Below are 15,999 nucleotides of genomic sequence, written 5' to 3' on the forward strand. Positions count from 1 at the left end.
TTTCTTTATTTGGCTCCCCCGGACGGGCTCGAACCGCCGACCTAATGATTAACAGTCATCCGCTCTACCGACTGAGCTACAGGGGATTAAACTTTTTACCTCAATATGGCGCGCCCGGAGAGATTCGAACTCCCGACCGCACGGTTCGTAGCCGTGTACTCTATCCAGCTGAGCTACGGGCGCCTTACTGAGACGCTTATTATGAGTTTTTACCCCTACTTTGTCAACAATAAATTTTATAATTTTTGTAAATATTTCTTAGAAAAATTTTTTTAAGTTATTAGTTAGATACTTAGCAGAGTTTCAAACTTTCTGAAAAACGAAAATTTCCCCGCTATTATCAGGAAAGTTACCCGATACCTTTTACCCGGTTTTATGAATAATAGATCGTTTTAATTAATGGCATTACTGACATGAACCGCTTACCCTTAATATTACTAGGCTTCCTTTTATTTCCCGTTGCTTCTGTTGCTCACGGCCCGACTCCGCAAAAAGCCAAAGAAAGCATCACGATTAATGCTTCTGTTGATACAGTCTGGAACGTAATCAAGCAATTCGACGCCATTGCCAACTGGCATCCCGACGTTAAAGCCAGCTCAGGCGATGGCAAAAACGCCCCAGACGGCATCCGGACCATTACTTTGCAAAATGACGGACAACTGGTAGAGAGCCTGGATTTTTACAGCGATAAAGATCATGAATACAATTATCGCCTTAAAGTCGAAAACGTAACGGCATTTCCGGTCGGTTCGCACACCACTAACCTCCAAGTAACGGCCGGAGACGACGCCAACACCAGCGTGGTTACGCTAAAAAGCCGATTCTATCGTGGCGATAGCGGCAATACCCCGCCGGAAAACCTGAATGACGCCGCCGCAGTTAAAGCGATGAATGCATTTTTTAAGAACGGTTTGATAGGGCTAAAACAAAAGCTGGAAAAATGATGAAAGATATTTTTTCACCTTTATCATGATTAACTGATGTTACGCAGTGCCCACGAAAAGCACGAAAAAATATCAGCCGTAATTTCTCGCCGGCAATGTCATATCCGGCATTCAGGATGCTGTCCGTTAGACCTTCCAGGTTTTGAAAACCTGGAAGGTCTGTCTAGTATTTTCGTACCTTTCGTGGACGACGCTTTTTTATCATCCGTATGCGCGACAGCAGATGATTAATTTTCATGCACCTCAATAAGCCCTTGCCGACTTGCCAGCAAAGTCAACTCGGCCAGCGTTTCCACGCCCATTTTTTCCTTGATGACGGTACCGTGGTTGCATACCGTTTTGTAACTCAAACACAGCTTTTCCGCCGCTTTACGAACGGTGTAGCCATTCGCCAACAAACAAAATACGTCGAATTCTCTTGGCGAAAGCTGCTTGATCTTTTCCGCCTCGTCCTGCTCTCCGGCCATCGAAACGGCCAGTTGCTGGGCAATTTCAGGATCGACATACGTCCCTCCTTGGGCAATTTTATGCACTGCATTAATCAGCGTTTCAGGCACACTGCTTTTAGTAATATAGCCCCTGGCTCCGGCTGCAAGCGCACGCGTCACATAAACTAATTCATTGTGAATGCTGAATACCAGAATTTTACAGTGAGGGTCGCGATTGAGCAGACGCCTGATGCTCTCAAAACCGCCTATGCCCGGCATCGATAGATCCGTTACCACAATATCGGGACGATGCCGATTGTACATTTGGCATGCCGTTTCGCCCCGGTCCGCCTCATAAATCTGTCCGATTTTATCCGATAAGGAAAGATAGGCTTTGTAACCCGTCCGAACCACGGCATGATCATCCACCAATAACACACTAATCTTGCCCGCCACTATTTTGCTCCTTAATTCACGCGTCAAAACAGTCATCATGCCTGTTTATAAACGGCAAATCGATAGGAGCTTTTCCCGTTTTATCCCATCCATGACGCAGGAAATTTTCTCGGTTTATTCCGGGATTTTTCCCGACGATTTCCGGGCTTATTCCGTAACGCTGCAAGCAACCGCTCCCGTACTATGGGCGCCTGCTCAGCCCTGCCGTTCAATGAAGCATTGCAAACGTCTTGATCAAGAAAGCGGGTTACTTACTTAACCTTTATTGATACGCACGGGCTTGGCTTTATATAAGTACAACAACCACAACCCCTGGAGGAACTATGCGGATTTCCAAATTCACCCGCACCGCTGTCGCATCCGCCGTCTGTAGCGGCGCCTTATTATCGGTTTCGATACCGGCACAGGCCAACAAAGCCCTGGATAGACTGTCAAAAGAGGATACTAACTGGGTCATGCAGACCAAAGACTACGGCGCCACCCACTTTAGTGAAATGACCCAGATCAACGCGCACAACGTCCAGCATCTACAGCCGGTCTGGTCGTTTTCCACAGGCGTACTGAACGGGCATGAAGGCGGACCGCTGGTTATTGACGGCATCATGTATGTGCATACGCCGTTCCCTAACAATATTTTTGCTATCGACCTGGATCAGCCGGATAAAATTTTGTGGGAATACAAACCCAAACAAAACCCGGCCGCCCGCGCGGTAGCTTGTTGCGACGTAGTCAATAGGGGCTTGGCTTACGCGCCCGCCGGCGACGGTTATCCGGCGACTATTTTCCAGAATCAACTGGACGGCCATATCGTCGCGTTAAACGCCAAGACCGGCGAGTTATTGTGGAAAATGGAGAACTCCGATATTGCGATGGGTTCCACGCTGACCGTCGCGCCTTTTGTGGCTAAGGACAAAGTCATTGTCGGCAGTTCAGGCGCGGAATTGGGCGTAAGAGGATACGCCACCGCCTATAACATTAAAGACGGCAAACAGGCATGGCGCGTTTATGCGACCGGTCCCGACGAAGATATTAAACTCGCCAAGGATTTTAACAGCGCCAACCCGCATTACGGCCAATTCGGCCTGGGCCTTAAAACCTGGGAAGGCGACGCCTGGAAAATCGGCGGCGGCACCAACTGGGGCTGGTACGCATTCGATCCCGACCTGGATATGCTCTATTACGGCTCGGGCAACCCGGCACCGTGGAATGAAACCATGCGCCCCGGCGACAACAAATGGACGATGACCATCTGGGGCCGCGACATCAATACCGGCGAAGCAAAATTCGGTTATCAAAAAACGCCGCATGACGAATGGGATTACGCCGGCGTCAACTACATGGGCTTATCGGAGCAGATGGTTAACGGCAAAATGACCAAACTGCTGACCCATCCCGACCGCAACGGCCTGGTTTATACCCTGAACCGTGAAAACGGCGATTTGGTCAACGCATTCAAAATCGACGATACCGTCAACTGGGTTAAAAAAGTCGACCTGAAAACCGGCCTGCCGGTTCGCGACCCTGAGTTTTCCACGCACATGGATCATGAAGCCAAAGGCATTTGTCCATCCGCGATGGGTTACCACAACCAGGGCATCGAATCTTACGATCCGAACAAAAAACTGTTCTTCATGGGCACCAACCATATCTGCATGGACTGGGAACCGTTCATGCTGCCTTACCGCGCAGGACAGTTCTTTGTCGGCGCGACGCTGAACATGTATCCGGGGCCTAAAGGCACCTTGGGACAAGTGAAAGCGATGAACTCCGTGACCGGTAAATTCGAATGGGAAGTCAAGGAAAAATTCGCGGTCTGGGGCGGTACCACCGCTACAGCGGGCGACCTGGTTTTCTACGGCACCCTGGACGGTTACATCAAAGCGCTGGATTCACGGAACGGTAAAGAATTATGGAAATTCAAACTGCCTTCCGGCGTTATCGGCCATCCGATTACTTTCGGACACAAAGGCAAGCAATATGTCGCAATTTACTACGGTGTCGGCGGCTGGCCCGGCGTCGGTCTAGTGTTCGACTTGCAAGACCCAACTGCGGGATTGGGCGCGGTCGGCGCGTTTAAAGAACTGGCGCATTACACGCAACAAGGCGGTGGCGTGATGGTCTTTGCATTGGGTTATTAAGTTGTGCCGGTTCCTAAGCTCCAGCTTGGGAACCGGCGAAGTAACTACATTAAACCGGCATTAATGAGAGTAAATATGCAGATAAACAAATTTTTAATAACAGCTTTATGTTTGAGCTGCGGTTTAGCAATCCCCCCAGCCCTGGCCGGACAAAACAAACCGCTAAAGGTCTGCGCGGCGGAAAACGAAATGCCTTATTCCAATAAGGCTGGCGAAGGCTTCGAGAATAAATTGGCGGAACTGGTAGGCAAAGCCCTGGACAGAAAAGTCGAATACGTTAGCTGGAGCGACCCGCGTTATTACATACGCGACACCTTGGATAAAGGACTGTGCGATGTGGCAATAGGTGTCGATAAAGGCGATCCCCGCGTTTTGACCACCCAGCCTTATTACCGTTCCGGCTACGTCTTCATCTCGCGTGAAGCCGATAAGCTGGATTTGCTTAGCTGGGATAGCGCGGCGCTACGCAAAGTAAAACGCATCGCTTTTGTACCCGGCACTCCGCCGGAAGCGATGATGAAGGCTATCGGGCGTTACAACGATATGTTCAATTATTCCCAGGAGCTGGTAGGTTTTAAATCCGCGCGTAACCAGTACATCAAATACGAAACCTCGAAGCTGGTCTCCGAGATTTCATCGGGTCATGCCGAAGTTGCCGCCCTTTGGGGACCGTCTGCCGCGCGTTATGTTAAAGCATCGCCGACACCGTTGACGATGACGATGATTCCTGACGACAACGTTCGCGCCGACGGTCAAAAAGTAGGGTCTCATTACAGCACATCAATGGGCGTCCGCAAAAACGATCCGGCCTTACTGGCTCAGCTGAACAAGGTTATTGAAGACAAGCGGGATGAAATAACCGAGTTGCTGGAGAAAGAAGGCGTCCCTTTGCTTGCCGAACCCAACGCGTCGTAAAAAATCATAAAGAAATTAGGTCTTAACAATGAACAGAAAAAAATTATTCGCCGTATCGGCTGCCGGCCTGGTGTTGATCAGCTCGGCGGCTTTAGCGGAAATAACCTTTCGTAACGCCATTACCGGCGCGCCGCTGGACATGAGCGTCGCCAAATCGGGCGGTAACGAAGCCGTTTTCAATCAATTTAAGGAAACGGGCAAGAACCCTTACAACGGCAATAAGGAAGCCGTAGAAAAAGGCCATAACCTTTATTTGACGGCCTGCTCCGGCTGTCACGGCCACGAAGCCGAAGGCAAATTAGGGCCGGGACTGGCCGACGATTACTGGACTTATCCTGCCAATGCGACTGACAAGGGCTTGTTCGAAGTCTTGTTCGGCGGCGCCAACGGCATGATGGGGCCGCAATACGTCAACTTATCGACCGATGAAATGCTGATGATTATGTCTTGGATACGGGACATCTACAAAGGCGATCCCAAAAAAGCCAAGTGGCTGAAATAGCGAGGAAAAACAGATGAAAAAAATACTATTGATTAATGCGGCCGTAGTGTTCGCGGCGCTGTCCTATTCGGCTATCGCTTACGACGGCCAGAACTGCAAAGAACCGGGCGTTTGCTGGGAACCCAAGCCGGGTTACCCGGAAAAAGTGGCGGGCAGCAAATACGACCCGAAACACGATGTCAACGAACTGAATAAACAGGCCCAATCGATTATGGAAATGGAAGCGCGCAATAAAAAACGCCAGGAACATCTGGCCAAGACCGGTAAGTTTGTTTATGACGTAGACGACATCGAATAGCCATGGTTTTGGGCATAGATGCATCCCTATCTTCCGTCCCCTTGTTAGCCTGTTTGCATCTTATGCCCTTTTTTGTCGATCCCTCAGTATCCGGACCTTCCAGGCTTTAAAAACCTGGAAGGTCTAGGCGTTTACCGGAAATACCGATTTTCGCTATCGCTCGAACCAACTGACTCGTGCCCGGTGGATATTCCGGCCTACACATAATCGTACAAATCGGAACGTTTTTTTTACAAAATCAATGAACACAAACATCCAGCTTAGCGACTGGCGCGAGCAAGCGTTACAGTTCGAACGACAAATCAATCAAACCGTTATCGGCCTGCAACCTGCGGTCAGGCATATCGTCCTGGCCGTTTTCGCCAGAGGCCATGTATTGCTCGAAGGCAATGTCGGCGTCGGCAAAACCACGCTGCTAAGAGCGGTTGCCCAAGGCTTGGGCGGCGATTACCAACGCATTGAAGGCACTATCGACCTGATGCCCGCCGACTTGATCTATTACACCTATTTAAACGATGCAGGCAGGCCGTGCGTCGATCCCGGGCCGTTGCTGAAACACGGCGACACACTCGCCACCTTCTTCTTCAACGAAATCAACCGCGCCCGGCCGCAAGTCCATGCCTTGCTGTTACGGGCGATGGCCGAACGCAGCATCAACGCTTTTAACCGCGACTATCGTTTTCCGCATATCCAGGTTTTTGCCGACCGCAACCGCGTCGAGAAAGAAGAAACCTTCGAGCTGCCCGCCGCCGCCAAAGACCGCTTCATGATGGAAATCAACATTGACATGCCCAGAGGCGATACCGAACTGGACGAGCTGATATTCAATCCCCGTTTCCACGATACCGACCGGCTGATTGCAGAAGTCGCTAACAGCGGTATTTATTACCGGCTCAATGAGCTGGCGCAAACCGTGCAGCAACATATACAGACCAGCCCCAAGCTCCATGCCTACGCGCTGAGCTTGTGGAAAGCCACGCAGCGGCCGCAGCAATACGGCGTTCAATTAACCGACGTCGAAATGCCGCAAGTATTAATGGCCGGCGCCAGTCCGCGCGGCATGAGTTATTTGATTCGCGCCGCCAAAACCCGCGCTTGGCTGGAAAGCCGGGATCATGTGTTGCCTGAAGATTTGCAAGCGGTTTTTCCGGTTTGCATGACGCACCGGCTGTTTTTGAATCCGCTGTATGCCTATAGGAAAGAACAGCTGCTGCCTGAATTAATAACGGGCATTTTGAATCAGGTGGCTGCGCCTTGAAACGTGCTCCATCTTCTTTAGGAAGGCCTACACAGATAGTCCACGAAAAGCACGAAAGACACGAAAATATTTAGTTCCCAAGCTCCACCACTAAATAACATCCGTTGCTTTATTTCGTACCTTTCGTGGACAACATAAAAACATCAAATCGTAAAAAACCACCCCATGACCGAAACGCTACATTACCGCTTACCCTGGCAATCGAGCTCCGTTTATCCGGGAGCGCATCCCGGACAAATGGTCGGCGCCGGGCAATTGTTCAAGCGCCATGAACCGCTGATTGCCAGCCCCGACCCCAGACGCATAGACTTGCGCGCCAGCGTACTCGACCCGTTTTCGTCGTACCGGGTACGCGTCTATCAGCAGCAAAGCAGCGTCAACGTCTATCTACTTGCCGACCTATCCGCCTCAATGGGCTATGCCGATAAACAACAAACCTTGATCCGGTTTTTGCTGGCCGCGGCCAATTCGGCATTCGATTACGGCGACAAGTTCGGCTTTATCGGTTGCACCGAGCGTATCGAGCAGCGCTGGCTGCTTCCCGCCGGCCAACATTTGGGCAGGGTGTCGGCCCTGGCAAAACAACTGGAACGCCTTAAATTTACCGCTGGTGCAACCGGGCTGCAAAACGCCTCGGCCTTTCTGCCTGCCGAGCGTTCGCTGGTATTTTTATTATCCGACTGTCATTTTCCGCTTGCTCAATTGCGCGCCGTACTGGGCTCGTTACAGGATCACGATCTGGTTCCGCTGGTGCTATGGAACCGGGACGAATACGCCGCCTTGCCCAATTGGGGACTTATTTCTTTTCAAGACATGGAAAGCCATGCGAGCCGCACGCTATTTATGCGTCCATCCTTACGGCAAAAAATAGTCGCCGCCTACCGGCAACGCCAACACGACTTGAAACACATTTTCCGGGCCTTTGGCAATGAGCCCTTGTTTATTACCGAAGGCTACAACAGCCAAACCGTTAATCGCCATTTACAGCAGAGGGCCGCATGAGAATCCTGCTAATCATGGTGTTGTCTCTGCTGGGCTGTTCCGGCTCGATCGATCAGCCGGTCAGTTACTTTAACGTCGAAACGCCGCGCCCGTTCGGCTACGTTAACGGCGATGAAATTCCCCAACGCATTGTGATCGAAACCCGGCCGGGTATTACTTTACAAACCGGCAGCTTACCGGCCAAAGGCTCAATCAACCGCTGGCTGAACCTGAATCAAATCACGGTTAAACAAAGCGGCCGTCGTTATCAAATCGACTTGCTCTACCAAGTTTTTTACGCGCCGCTGGAGGTTAAATCGTTAACCCTGCCCGGCTTTACCGTACAACTCAACCAGGGTGAAAAAAGCATCGGCCAAAACGTTCCCGCCTGGAGTTTTACGCTGTCCCCGCTCAGGGAGCTGGTGGCGCGCCAAAGCGAACAGGGCGAATACCTGCGCCCCGACAGCCCGCCGCCGTTATTGGCAAATACCCAGGCCTGGTACGGCTTGACCGCCAGCTTGGCCATTGCCGCGCCGATAGCGACTTATCTGGGTTACTTATACGGCTGTTTTCCCAACATGACGCGGCGCACCGTGTTTAAGCGGGCATTACGCAAACTGGCGGGATTGTCTAAAACCGACATGGAACAAGCCTTGACCGTTATCCACCACGCCTTGAACAGCCTAAACGGGCAGCCGCTGTTTGCTAGCCGTTTGAGCGATTTTTACCGGCGCAACCCGCAGTATCTACAAATAAAGGCTCAATTGGTTTGGTTCTTCAACTATTCCAACCGTTATTTTTTTTCCGACGGCATGATTACTGTCGCGCAGGATTTTCAGCAGCTAAAAAACCTCTGCGAGCAATGCCGGAAGATCGAACGAGGCAGCCGATGAATTTGGCGGTTAACACCCCTTGGGCTTTGACAGGCCTAGTGCTCGCCCTGTTACCGCTGTTCAACAGCGGCATGCGCACCAGCCCAGCACCGTGGACGGCGTTGATACCCGGCGACGCGCTGTCGGCTTTTGTTGTCTGCTGTTTGCGGCTGTGCGCCGTCGCCGCGATCGCCGGGCTGGTGCTGGGCATGGCCGGCCTGCATCGCACCGAACAAAGCCGCGAGCGGATCGGCCACGGCGCTCATATCGTGTTATTGCTCGATCGCAGCAGCAGCATGGATAACACATTTGCCGGACGCGCGCCGAACGGCTCGGACGATGGCAGGGATGCCGGAGGTAGAGCAACGCATGGAGCAGTTGCCGAAGAATCGAAAGCCGCAGCCGCGCGGCGCTTATTGACAGAATTTGTCAAACAGCGGCAAAACGATTTGATCGGAGTCGCGGAATACAGCACTTCACCGCTATTCGTAATACCGCTGACCGAAAACAAAAACGCGGTGCAGGCGGCAATTGCCGCGACCGCAACACCGGCGCTGGGCTTTACCCATGTCAGCAAAGGCTTGGGGATGGCCATCTCGTTTTTTGAACAACAATCCGTCACCGGCTCGCGGATTGTATTGCTGGTTTCGGACGGCGCTGCGGCAATCGATCACGACAGCGAACTGAAATTGCGGGAGTGGTTTAAACGCCAGCAAGTCCGCCTGTACTGGATTTTCCTGCGCACGGCGGGCAGCCCCGGTATTTTCGACCAGCCGGAAGACAGCCGGGACGACAACGCCGGGGCTATGCCCGAACTTTACCTGCACAAATTTTTCCTGGGCCTGGGTAGCCCTTATCAAGCTTATGAAGCGGAAAGCCCGGACGCGCTAAAACAGGCAATTGCCGACATCAACCGGCTGGAAAACCTGCCGATGCACTATGTCGAACATATTCCCAAACAGGACTTATCGGCCGCTTGCTACAGCGTAGCGGCCTTCTTGCTGCTGGTTCTGCTCGGCGTTAAATTTTGTGAGGTCAAACGATGATAAGGAGGCTCAGGCATATATCGCTGTGGACGGCGTTAACGGTTAGTTTATCGGGCGCTCTATACAGCGCCGCGATGCTGTACGGCATTCGCCAAGACAACGATTTAATCCGGCAATTAATGTCTGGAAAAGATGTGGCGGTTAATAAAGTGATCGGCGGCGAACCGGAATTACGGCTGGCGCGGGCTTTTTATTTCAAGCAAAAACACCGTTACGACGAGGCGTTATCGACCCTCAGCCTGGTTATGGACAAAGGCGATCAAAAATTCCAGGCCAAAGCCCGCTACAACCTAGGCAATCTGTACCTGGAGCAAGCCATACAGCAAGCAAAGGCCATGAATATCAACGAAGCCCTGCCCTTGACCGGATTGGCGAAACAGGCCTACCGGCAAGCCTTGGCTTTGGACAGCGGCAACTGGGATGCCAAATACAACCTTGAAGTCGCGATGCGCTTATTGCCGGAAATGGACAGGATCGACATGCCGGACGAAGAATCTAAGAACCAAAAATCGCAGTTGTGGACGACAGTGCCGGGGTTTCCGCGTGGGTTGCCTTGATTTGCCACGGAAATACCGTGGGTGCGAATTTCACTCGTTCACGCACGGCGCGCTCGTTGTTATACACAAGTCTATTCAATACCGTCATTTGGGTATTCCGGCCTACATCTGTTGAGAACGTTACGAGTTAGACCTTCCAGGTTTTTAAAACCTGGAAGGTCTGCATACCGGCATGCCGCCAATAGAACGAGAAAATAATGAACAAACCATTAAAAGATTATCGAACCTGGTGCCTGCTGTTGGCCGCTTTAGCGATGCTGGTGCTGTTCATCTACCCCAGCAGGCTGCAAAAAGCGCCGACTTACAATTACACCTTTATTATCGACATTACCCGCAGCATGAATGCAACCGACTACCAGCAAGACAACCAGGCCGTCAGCCGCCTGAATTTTGTCAAACAAACCATACGCGAACTGTTGCTGAAACTACCATGCGAATCCAAAGTCGGCCTGGGCCTGTTCACCGAAAGACGCTCGACCCTGTTATTCGAGCCGCTGGAAGTTTGCTCCGCTTATACGGAAATAGACACCGCGATCGGCAAAGTCGACTGGCGCATGGCCTGGGCCGCAGACAGCAATATCGCCAAAGGCCTGATGAGTACGCTGGAAATGCTACAAAAAAGCGACAGCTCGGTAATTTTTATTACCGACGGCCAGGAAGCCCCGCCGGTTAATCCCAATTACCAAACCGATTTCTCGGCTGTGAAGGGCCAAGCCAAAGGCATGATTATCGGCGTCGGCGGCTTGCAGGCCGTGCCTATCCCTAAATTCGACAGCCACGGCAAACAAACCGGGTTTTATAACCAAGACGATGTGCCGCACCGTTCTAGGTTCGGACAATCGAATCTGGACCCGTCGCAAATCAAAGGCTACAACGCGCGCAACGCCCCGTTCGGCAGCGAAGCCGCCACCGGCAACGAGCATCTAAGCGCCCTACAGGAAAATTATTTGGAAAAATTGGCCGCCGAATCCGGCTTGAGTTACGCCCGCTTAACCGACCTGCAAAACCTGAACCGGGCATTGCAAGACCCAAAACTGGCGACCGAAAAAGTTGTACAGGCCGATATTCGCCGGTGGCCGGCATTGTTGGCCTTGCTGATGCTCAGCCTCGTCTACCTGCCGAAGCTGCCTAAATACCGTCGATTTTCCTAACCCCCCGTTCTTTATTCATCCTCTTGAGCACACCCCATGAACACGCAAAACCTGCTATCACCCCACCGTCTTTTTACGCTACGTTTACTTTTGTCGCTGCTCGGCGCCTATATTGCTTATATCTATCGGCATGCGAGCCACGATTACTGGTTTGTGATGATATTTTTGTTTACCGCTATCGCTATCGCTCCCGACTATTATCGATTCAAGCAGCATGGCGATAACCCCAAAGCGCTTGCCGAGCGGCTGCTGCATTGGTCGGGCGGCTTGTGCGCGGGCATTGTGATTTACGCCTACCACAATTCAGGAAGAATCTTCCACGAAGAGGCCGGTTTGATCGTGCTGTTAATACTGGCGCTAACGACTTATCTGGACGGCATAAAAAGAGGCTGGCGTTGTATTTTTGCCGGGTTGTTCCTGGGCCTGATAACTATTTGCGTCGCTTATTTCGATAATTACATCTGGCAGTTAAGTGCGCTTGCCGCCGTTTCGCTTATTTACAGTCATTACCACCCATCCGATGACGCGCAGGCAGATACCGGCCTTTTGCAGTAATCGCTCGAAAGATGACGGTGAGCGTTGGCAGTCCAGCTATAAGGACAGCAGACCTTCCAGGTTTTAAAAACCTGGAAGGTCTAACCCCCATCTTACTAGCCCAACGTCGTGAATCTTATTTTTTATTTTGTTTTATCTGGATTATCTTCATGAAATTTAAAATCTTTCTGTTAAGCCTATTGCTGTCTACCGGCAGCTTTGCGGCGGAAAAAACCTTTATTCGCATCGGCGTTCAGTCGGGCGGCACAGTGGAGTGGGAATTGCCGGCATTGCAAGATGCATTGAAAGCCGGACAGGCGGATTTTCAGCTGGACATTCGGCATGTCGCCAATGCCGAAGCCGGTAAGATCGCGTTGCAATCCGGGGCGGTCGACATCATCGTTTCCGACTGGATCTGGGTATCCGGCTTGCGCGAGCAAGGAGCCGATTTTACCTTTTATCCTTATTCGGATATTTCAGGGGCTTTGGTAGTGCCGAGCAATAGCGGCATTCATTCCTTACAGGATCTTAAAGGCAAACGCCTGGGCATTGCCGGCGGCGAGCTGGATAAAAACTGGCTGCTGCTGCAAACCCTGGCGAAACAGCAGTGGGATATGGATCTCGATGCGTCGGTGGAAAAAGTATTTGCCGCGCCGCCGCTGCTTAACGAACAGCTTAAGCAAGGCCGGATCGATGCGGTGCTTAATTATTGGCATTTTGCCGCCCGGCTTGAAGCCGAAGGCTATCGGACGCTGATCGACGGCCGCGGTATTTTACACGATTTGGGAATTTCCGAACCGGTCGCCAATATCGGTTACGTATTTAAACAAAGTTGGGCGGACCGGCATGAACAAGCGCTCAAGCAATTTTTAGACGCCGGCAAACAAGCCAAACAAACGCTATGCAGTTCCGATACCGCATGGCAAAGAATCATCCCGTTAACCAAAATAAACGGCGAAGCAACCCGGAAACACCTGCGCCAAAACTATTGCGCCGGTAACATCGAACATTGGGGAGAAGCCGAACAACAAGCGGCGGGAAAAGTTTATTTGCTGTTGCATAAGCAGAGCAAACAGGCGCTGACAGGCAAATCGGAACAGCTGCAACCGGGTACTTTCTTCCGCTAACCGGGTATTCGCGCCGGTATTTTTTACAAGTCATTTTTAATCGAAAATACCGGCATCGTAAAAAAGAATTTTTCCTATAGCGATTAAATCTCCATAGATGAATAATGGCGGGGTTTTGCATACCATCAACCCGATGTTGCAGTAATCCGAATTTAAAATCCATGAGCCTGCGCTACCAAATCAACCTGCGAATCTTGATCTCTTCCTTGTGCATTCTGGTATTGGGCGGCTCGATAGCCATCTGGCAGGCGCGCGACGCGGTCAGCGAAGAGGTCGATTCGTCGATCAGCCTAGCGGTGCAGTTGATAACGTTCGGCTTCTCGCAAGCGTCGAAAACGCCGTTTCATGAGACCGACTGGCTGCCGAAGCTGAATTCGCTGAATCAAACCCGGCATTTAAGTATTCAACTGAAAGAGCCTTCCGGGCAAATCATCAGCTTTCCCCACAAAAACCAGCAAACCGATACTGACGAAAAGCCGCCGCAATGGTTTATCAATCTGGTTACAGTTCATTACCCTAAGGTTGAGCATCCAATTACCGGTTCTAGCGGCGAACAAGTCACCTTGATAATCCAGGCCAACCCCTTGGATGAAATTACCGAAGTCTGGAAGGAAAGCGTCGCCTTTTTCAGTTCGATATTTCTATTGACGCTGTTTACCTTTTTGGCTGTCAATTTGGCGTTTAACAAAGCGCTAAAATCCATTGCGGTCATTGTTGACGCACTGAAAATCATTGAAACCGGACAGTATCGGCAAAAACTGCCCGATTTCTCGATCCAGGAATACGACAGCATCGCCAAAGCGATCAATCACATGACCGACGAGCTGGATAAAAGCCGCCAGGAAAACCGGGCATTAACCCAGCATACGCTGGCGATACAGGAAGATGAGCGGCAACGACTGTCGCAGGAGTTGCACGATGAACTGGGGCAATCCCTGACTGCCATTAAAGTCATGGCCGTGACTGCCGAGCGCTCGCAAACCGGTGCGAGAACCGACATCAAACAAGCGACCGACGCCATTATTACTATCTGCGACCATTTAATGACCGTGGTGCGCTCAATGATGCATCAACTGCATCCCTTGATATTAACCGAGCTGGGCCTGAAAGCCACGATGGAAGACCTGCTGAATCACTGGTCGACTAGAAACCCCGATTTGAAACTCACCCTCGCCTGCCCTGACGAAGTCGATAACCTGGAGCAAAAAATCACTATTCAAATATTCAGGGTCGCACAAGAATGCTTGACCAACATTGTTCGCCATGCCCAGGCCAGCCAAGCCGCCATCAGCCTGAAAATCGAATGCTTAAGCGAAACCGGGAAAACGCTACGGCTACAAGTCACTGACAACGGCCAAGGTTGCGCCGCCGATAAAATTAAAACCGGTTTCGGTTTATTGGGCATGCGAGAAAGGATCAACAGCCTGGGCGGCGAGCTCGTCATAGAGAGCCAACCGCATCAGGGCATGAATATCGTTGCAACTATTCCGCTACCATGAAAGATAAGATAAAAGTCATTCTAGTAGACGACCATGCCGTGGTGCGCGCAGGTTTCAGGATGCTGTTATCGACCGAAGCCGATATTGACGTCATTGCCGAAGCCGAACGCGGCGAGGCGGCTTGCCAGCTGTATCTGGAACGGCAACCCGACGTGATAGTGCTGGACTTATCCATGCCCGGCATTGGCGGCCTGGAAAGTATTCGGCGCATTTGCAATCGCGACGGTAATGCCAAGATACTGGTATTTAGCGTTCACGATGAAATGGTTTATGTCGATAGAGCGATGAATGCCGGAGCAAGAGGCTATATCACTAAAAACAGCGCTCCCAACATTCTCGTCACGGCAATACAAAAAATAGCTGCAGGCGAAATTTATATAGAACAGGGCTTGATGAAAAATATGCCAACGCAAAATAGCGAGGCCGATTATCGAACCATTGTCGACACCCTCTCCCCCAGGGAATTCGATGTATTCCTGTTACTGGCAAAAGGCTTGACCGCCCATAAAATTGCCGAGGAACTTTGTCTGGGCTATAAAACCGTCGCCAATTACGGCACGCAAATAAGAAGCAAATTTAAAGTCTCATCGGTTGCCGAGTTGGCGCATATTGCAATCATTCTGGGAATTATGAGGAATTGAACGATCCTGAAAAGTTTCTACCTCAATCAAAATTTGCTGAGAGCGACAGGAATGTATTCGCGCATTCTTTGCCATCAATCACCTACACCCCATTTCAAAGGGGGTGTAGCTGCCCTGAAAATCAATGCCAACCGCCGTATTGCGTAGTCGGGTCGCCGCGCCATCCGGTCGTTGTCTTGTTCGCGTCGGGAGTATGTACAGTATCTGCCGCCGCGCGAGTCATATTGGCATGGGTGTAGCCGCCCATCGCTTTTGCGGCTTTCGCTATCGCCGTCGACGATGGATTAATGTCATATTGGGTAATCGTGTCATGAACGACTGCCGCGATTAATTTCTCTTCCGGCCCGAAAGAAAACGTCAACAGAATCGGCAAAACCGTGTCCGCTGGAATATCTACGCTGTAATGCCCATTATCGACAGCAACATGGGCAATTAAACGGCCGCCTTCATCGATCGCCTCCACCCTGCCGGCTTTAACCGGGCCCTTGTCATTATTGACCCTGCCTTCTAACGTAGTCGCGCGGGCATATTTTTTTACCGCGACTTGAGCCGATTTCTCCGTTTTTTGCTGTTGCTGACACCCGGTGACGGCAAGCCCGCCCGAAACCAGCATTACCGTAACTAAAATTGCGCGCCTCATAACACCTCCCAA

The 15,999-nt window shown here is 51.2% G+C and carries 17 protein-coding genes and 2 tRNA genes; 15 read left to right on the forward strand and 4 right to left on the reverse strand.

The window, feature by feature from the left end:
• Positions 1 to 10: 10 nt before the first annotated feature.
• Positions 11 to 86: transfer RNA gene (locus EKO24_RS11480), tRNA-Asn, on the reverse strand.
• A 20-nt stretch (positions 87 to 106) separates the two neighbouring features.
• A tRNA-Arg gene (locus EKO24_RS11485) sits at positions 107 to 183 on the reverse strand.
• 230 nt (positions 184 to 413) lie between these two features.
• Here EKO24_RS11485 and EKO24_RS11490 point away from each other — a divergent pair.
• Positions 414 to 944, forward strand: coding sequence for an SRPBCC family protein (locus EKO24_RS11490; RefSeq protein ID WP_127029291.1), 531 nt, complete (start codon positions 414 to 416; stop codon positions 942 to 944).
• Between the two features lie 227 nt (positions 945 to 1,171).
• Here EKO24_RS11490 and EKO24_RS11495 read toward each other — a convergent pair whose 3' ends face one another.
• The gene (locus tag EKO24_RS11495; protein ID WP_127029290.1) at positions 1,172 to 1,828 is read right to left on the reverse strand and encodes a response regulator; all 657 of its coding nucleotides are present in this window, start codon (positions 1,826 to 1,828) and stop codon (positions 1,172 to 1,174) included.
• A gap of 323 nt (positions 1,829 to 2,151) precedes the next feature.
• On the opposite strand from EKO24_RS11495, the gene EKO24_RS11500 reads away from it, so the two are divergent.
• The 14 genes from EKO24_RS11500 to EKO24_RS11565 all read left to right on the forward strand — a co-directional run bounded on the left by EKO24_RS11500 (position 2,152) and on the right by EKO24_RS11565 (position 15,347).
• Positions 2,152 to 3,966: a methanol/ethanol family PQQ-dependent dehydrogenase gene (locus EKO24_RS11500; protein WP_127029289.1), complete on the forward strand. Its 1,815-nt coding sequence runs from the start codon at positions 2,152 to 2,154 to the stop codon at positions 3,964 to 3,966.
• A 75-nt stretch (positions 3,967 to 4,041) separates the two neighbouring features.
• The gene (gene moxJ, locus EKO24_RS11505) at positions 4,042 to 4,881 is read left to right on the forward strand and encodes a methanol oxidation system protein MoxJ (protein WP_127029288.1); all 840 of its coding nucleotides are present in this window, start codon (positions 4,042 to 4,044) and stop codon (positions 4,879 to 4,881) included.
• A 28-nt stretch (positions 4,882 to 4,909) separates the two neighbouring features.
• The gene (gene moxG / locus EKO24_RS11510; RefSeq protein ID WP_127029287.1) at positions 4,910 to 5,383 is read left to right on the forward strand and encodes a cytochrome c(L), periplasmic; all 474 of its coding nucleotides are present in this window, start codon (positions 4,910 to 4,912) and stop codon (positions 5,381 to 5,383) included.
• 13 nt (positions 5,384 to 5,396) lie between these two features.
• Positions 5,397 to 5,681 (forward strand): methanol dehydrogenase [cytochrome c] subunit, encoded by a 285-nt coding sequence (locus EKO24_RS11515; protein WP_127029286.1) that lies wholly within the window; start codon positions 5,397 to 5,399, stop codon positions 5,679 to 5,681.
• 241 nt (positions 5,682 to 5,922) lie between these two features.
• Positions 5,923 to 6,939, forward strand: a complete 1,017-nt coding sequence (locus EKO24_RS11520) for an AAA family ATPase (protein ID WP_127029285.1) — start codon at positions 5,923 to 5,925, stop codon at positions 6,937 to 6,939.
• A gap of 165 nt (positions 6,940 to 7,104) precedes the next feature.
• Positions 7,105 to 7,941 carry a DUF58 domain-containing protein gene (locus tag EKO24_RS11525; protein ID WP_127029284.1) on the forward strand — a complete coding sequence of 279 codons (837 nt, stop codon included), beginning with the start codon at positions 7,105 to 7,107 and terminating at the stop codon, positions 7,939 to 7,941.
• A complete protein-coding gene (locus tag EKO24_RS11530) occupies positions 7,938 to 8,813 on the forward strand; it encodes a nonribosomal peptide synthetase MxaA (protein ID WP_127029283.1) in 876 nt (291 codons plus the stop codon). Before EKO24_RS11525 ends, EKO24_RS11530 begins: the two co-directional genes overlap by 4 nt.
• Positions 8,810 to 9,838, forward strand: a complete 1,029-nt coding sequence (locus tag EKO24_RS11535; protein ID WP_127029282.1) for a vWA domain-containing protein — start codon at positions 8,810 to 8,812, stop codon at positions 9,836 to 9,838. The genes EKO24_RS11530 and EKO24_RS11535 overlap by 4 nt, the downstream gene beginning before the upstream one ends.
• Complete coding sequence (locus EKO24_RS11540) at positions 9,835 to 10,395, forward strand: MxaK protein (RefSeq protein ID WP_127029281.1); 561 nt, start codon at positions 9,835 to 9,837, stop codon at positions 10,393 to 10,395. Before EKO24_RS11535 ends, EKO24_RS11540 begins: the two co-directional genes overlap by 4 nt.
• A gap of 197 nt (positions 10,396 to 10,592) precedes the next feature.
• Complete coding sequence (locus EKO24_RS11545) at positions 10,593 to 11,546, forward strand: vWA domain-containing protein (protein WP_127029280.1); 954 nt, start codon at positions 10,593 to 10,595, stop codon at positions 11,544 to 11,546.
• A gap of 36 nt (positions 11,547 to 11,582) precedes the next feature.
• Positions 11,583 to 12,101: a hypothetical protein gene (locus EKO24_RS11550; protein ID WP_127029279.1), complete on the forward strand. Its 519-nt coding sequence runs from the start codon at positions 11,583 to 11,585 to the stop codon at positions 12,099 to 12,101.
• Positions 12,102 to 12,250: 149 nt separating this feature from the next.
• Positions 12,251 to 13,207 (forward strand): ABC transporter substrate-binding protein, encoded by a 957-nt coding sequence (locus EKO24_RS11555; protein WP_127029278.1) that lies wholly within the window; start codon positions 12,251 to 12,253, stop codon positions 13,205 to 13,207.
• A gap of 161 nt (positions 13,208 to 13,368) precedes the next feature.
• Positions 13,369 to 14,706 carry a histidine kinase gene (locus EKO24_RS11560; protein WP_127029277.1) on the forward strand — a complete coding sequence of 446 codons (1,338 nt, stop codon included), beginning with the start codon at positions 13,369 to 13,371 and terminating at the stop codon, positions 14,704 to 14,706.
• The gene (locus EKO24_RS11565) at positions 14,703 to 15,347 is read left to right on the forward strand and encodes a response regulator (RefSeq protein ID WP_127029276.1); all 645 of its coding nucleotides are present in this window, start codon (positions 14,703 to 14,705) and stop codon (positions 15,345 to 15,347) included. Before EKO24_RS11560 ends, EKO24_RS11565 begins: the two co-directional genes overlap by 4 nt.
• Positions 15,348 to 15,468: 121 nt before the next feature.
• Here EKO24_RS11565 and EKO24_RS11570 read toward each other — a convergent pair whose 3' ends face one another.
• On the reverse strand, positions 15,469 to 15,987 hold the full coding sequence (locus EKO24_RS11570) for a hypothetical protein (protein ID WP_127029275.1): 519 nt from the start codon (positions 15,985 to 15,987) through the stop codon (positions 15,469 to 15,471).
• Positions 15,988 to 15,999: the final 12 nt, after the last annotated feature.

Origin of the sequence: Candidatus Methylobacter oryzae (assembly GCF_003994235.2) — a bacterium.
In the GTDB taxonomy this organism is placed as follows: Bacteria; Pseudomonadota; Gammaproteobacteria; order Methylococcales; family Methylomonadaceae; genus Methylobacter_A; species Methylobacter_A oryzae.

Excerpts from the sequence above, each read along its gene's own strand:
- EKO24_RS11490 (WP_127029291.1), top strand. The coding sequence starts at position 414 with ATGAACCGCTTACCCTTAATATTACTAGGCTTCCTTTTATTTCCCGTT.
- EKO24_RS11500 (WP_127029289.1), top strand. The coding sequence starts at position 2,152 with ATGCGGATTTCCAAATTCACCCGCACCGCTGTCGCATCCGCCGTCTGT.
- moxJ (WP_127029288.1), top strand. The coding sequence starts at position 4,042 with ATGCAGATAAACAAATTTTTAATAACAGCTTTATGTTTGAGCTGCGGT.
- moxG (WP_127029287.1), top strand. The coding sequence starts at position 4,910 with ATGAACAGAAAAAAATTATTCGCCGTATCGGCTGCCGGCCTGGTGTTG.
- EKO24_RS11515 (WP_127029286.1), top strand. The coding sequence starts at position 5,397 with ATGAAAAAAATACTATTGATTAATGCGGCCGTAGTGTTCGCGGCGCTG.
- EKO24_RS11520 (WP_127029285.1), top strand. The coding sequence starts at position 5,923 with ATGAACACAAACATCCAGCTTAGCGACTGGCGCGAGCAAGCGTTACAG.
- EKO24_RS11525 (WP_127029284.1), top strand. The coding sequence starts at position 7,105 with ATGACCGAAACGCTACATTACCGCTTACCCTGGCAATCGAGCTCCGTT.
- EKO24_RS11530 (WP_127029283.1), top strand. The coding sequence starts at position 7,938 with ATGAGAATCCTGCTAATCATGGTGTTGTCTCTGCTGGGCTGTTCCGGC.
- EKO24_RS11535 (WP_127029282.1), top strand. The coding sequence starts at position 8,810 with ATGAATTTGGCGGTTAACACCCCTTGGGCTTTGACAGGCCTAGTGCTC.
- EKO24_RS11540 (WP_127029281.1), top strand. The coding sequence starts at position 9,835 with ATGATAAGGAGGCTCAGGCATATATCGCTGTGGACGGCGTTAACGGTT.
- EKO24_RS11545 (WP_127029280.1), top strand. The coding sequence starts at position 10,593 with ATGAACAAACCATTAAAAGATTATCGAACCTGGTGCCTGCTGTTGGCC.
- EKO24_RS11550 (WP_127029279.1), top strand. The coding sequence starts at position 11,583 with ATGAACACGCAAAACCTGCTATCACCCCACCGTCTTTTTACGCTACGT.
- EKO24_RS11555 (WP_127029278.1), top strand. The coding sequence starts at position 12,251 with ATGAAATTTAAAATCTTTCTGTTAAGCCTATTGCTGTCTACCGGCAGC.
- EKO24_RS11560 (WP_127029277.1), top strand. The coding sequence starts at position 13,369 with ATGAGCCTGCGCTACCAAATCAACCTGCGAATCTTGATCTCTTCCTTG.
- EKO24_RS11565 (WP_127029276.1), top strand. The coding sequence starts at position 14,703 with ATGAAAGATAAGATAAAAGTCATTCTAGTAGACGACCATGCCGTGGTG.
- EKO24_RS11570 (WP_127029275.1), bottom strand. The coding sequence starts at position 15,987 with ATGAGGCGCGCAATTTTAGTTACGGTAATGCTGGTTTCGGGCGGGCTT.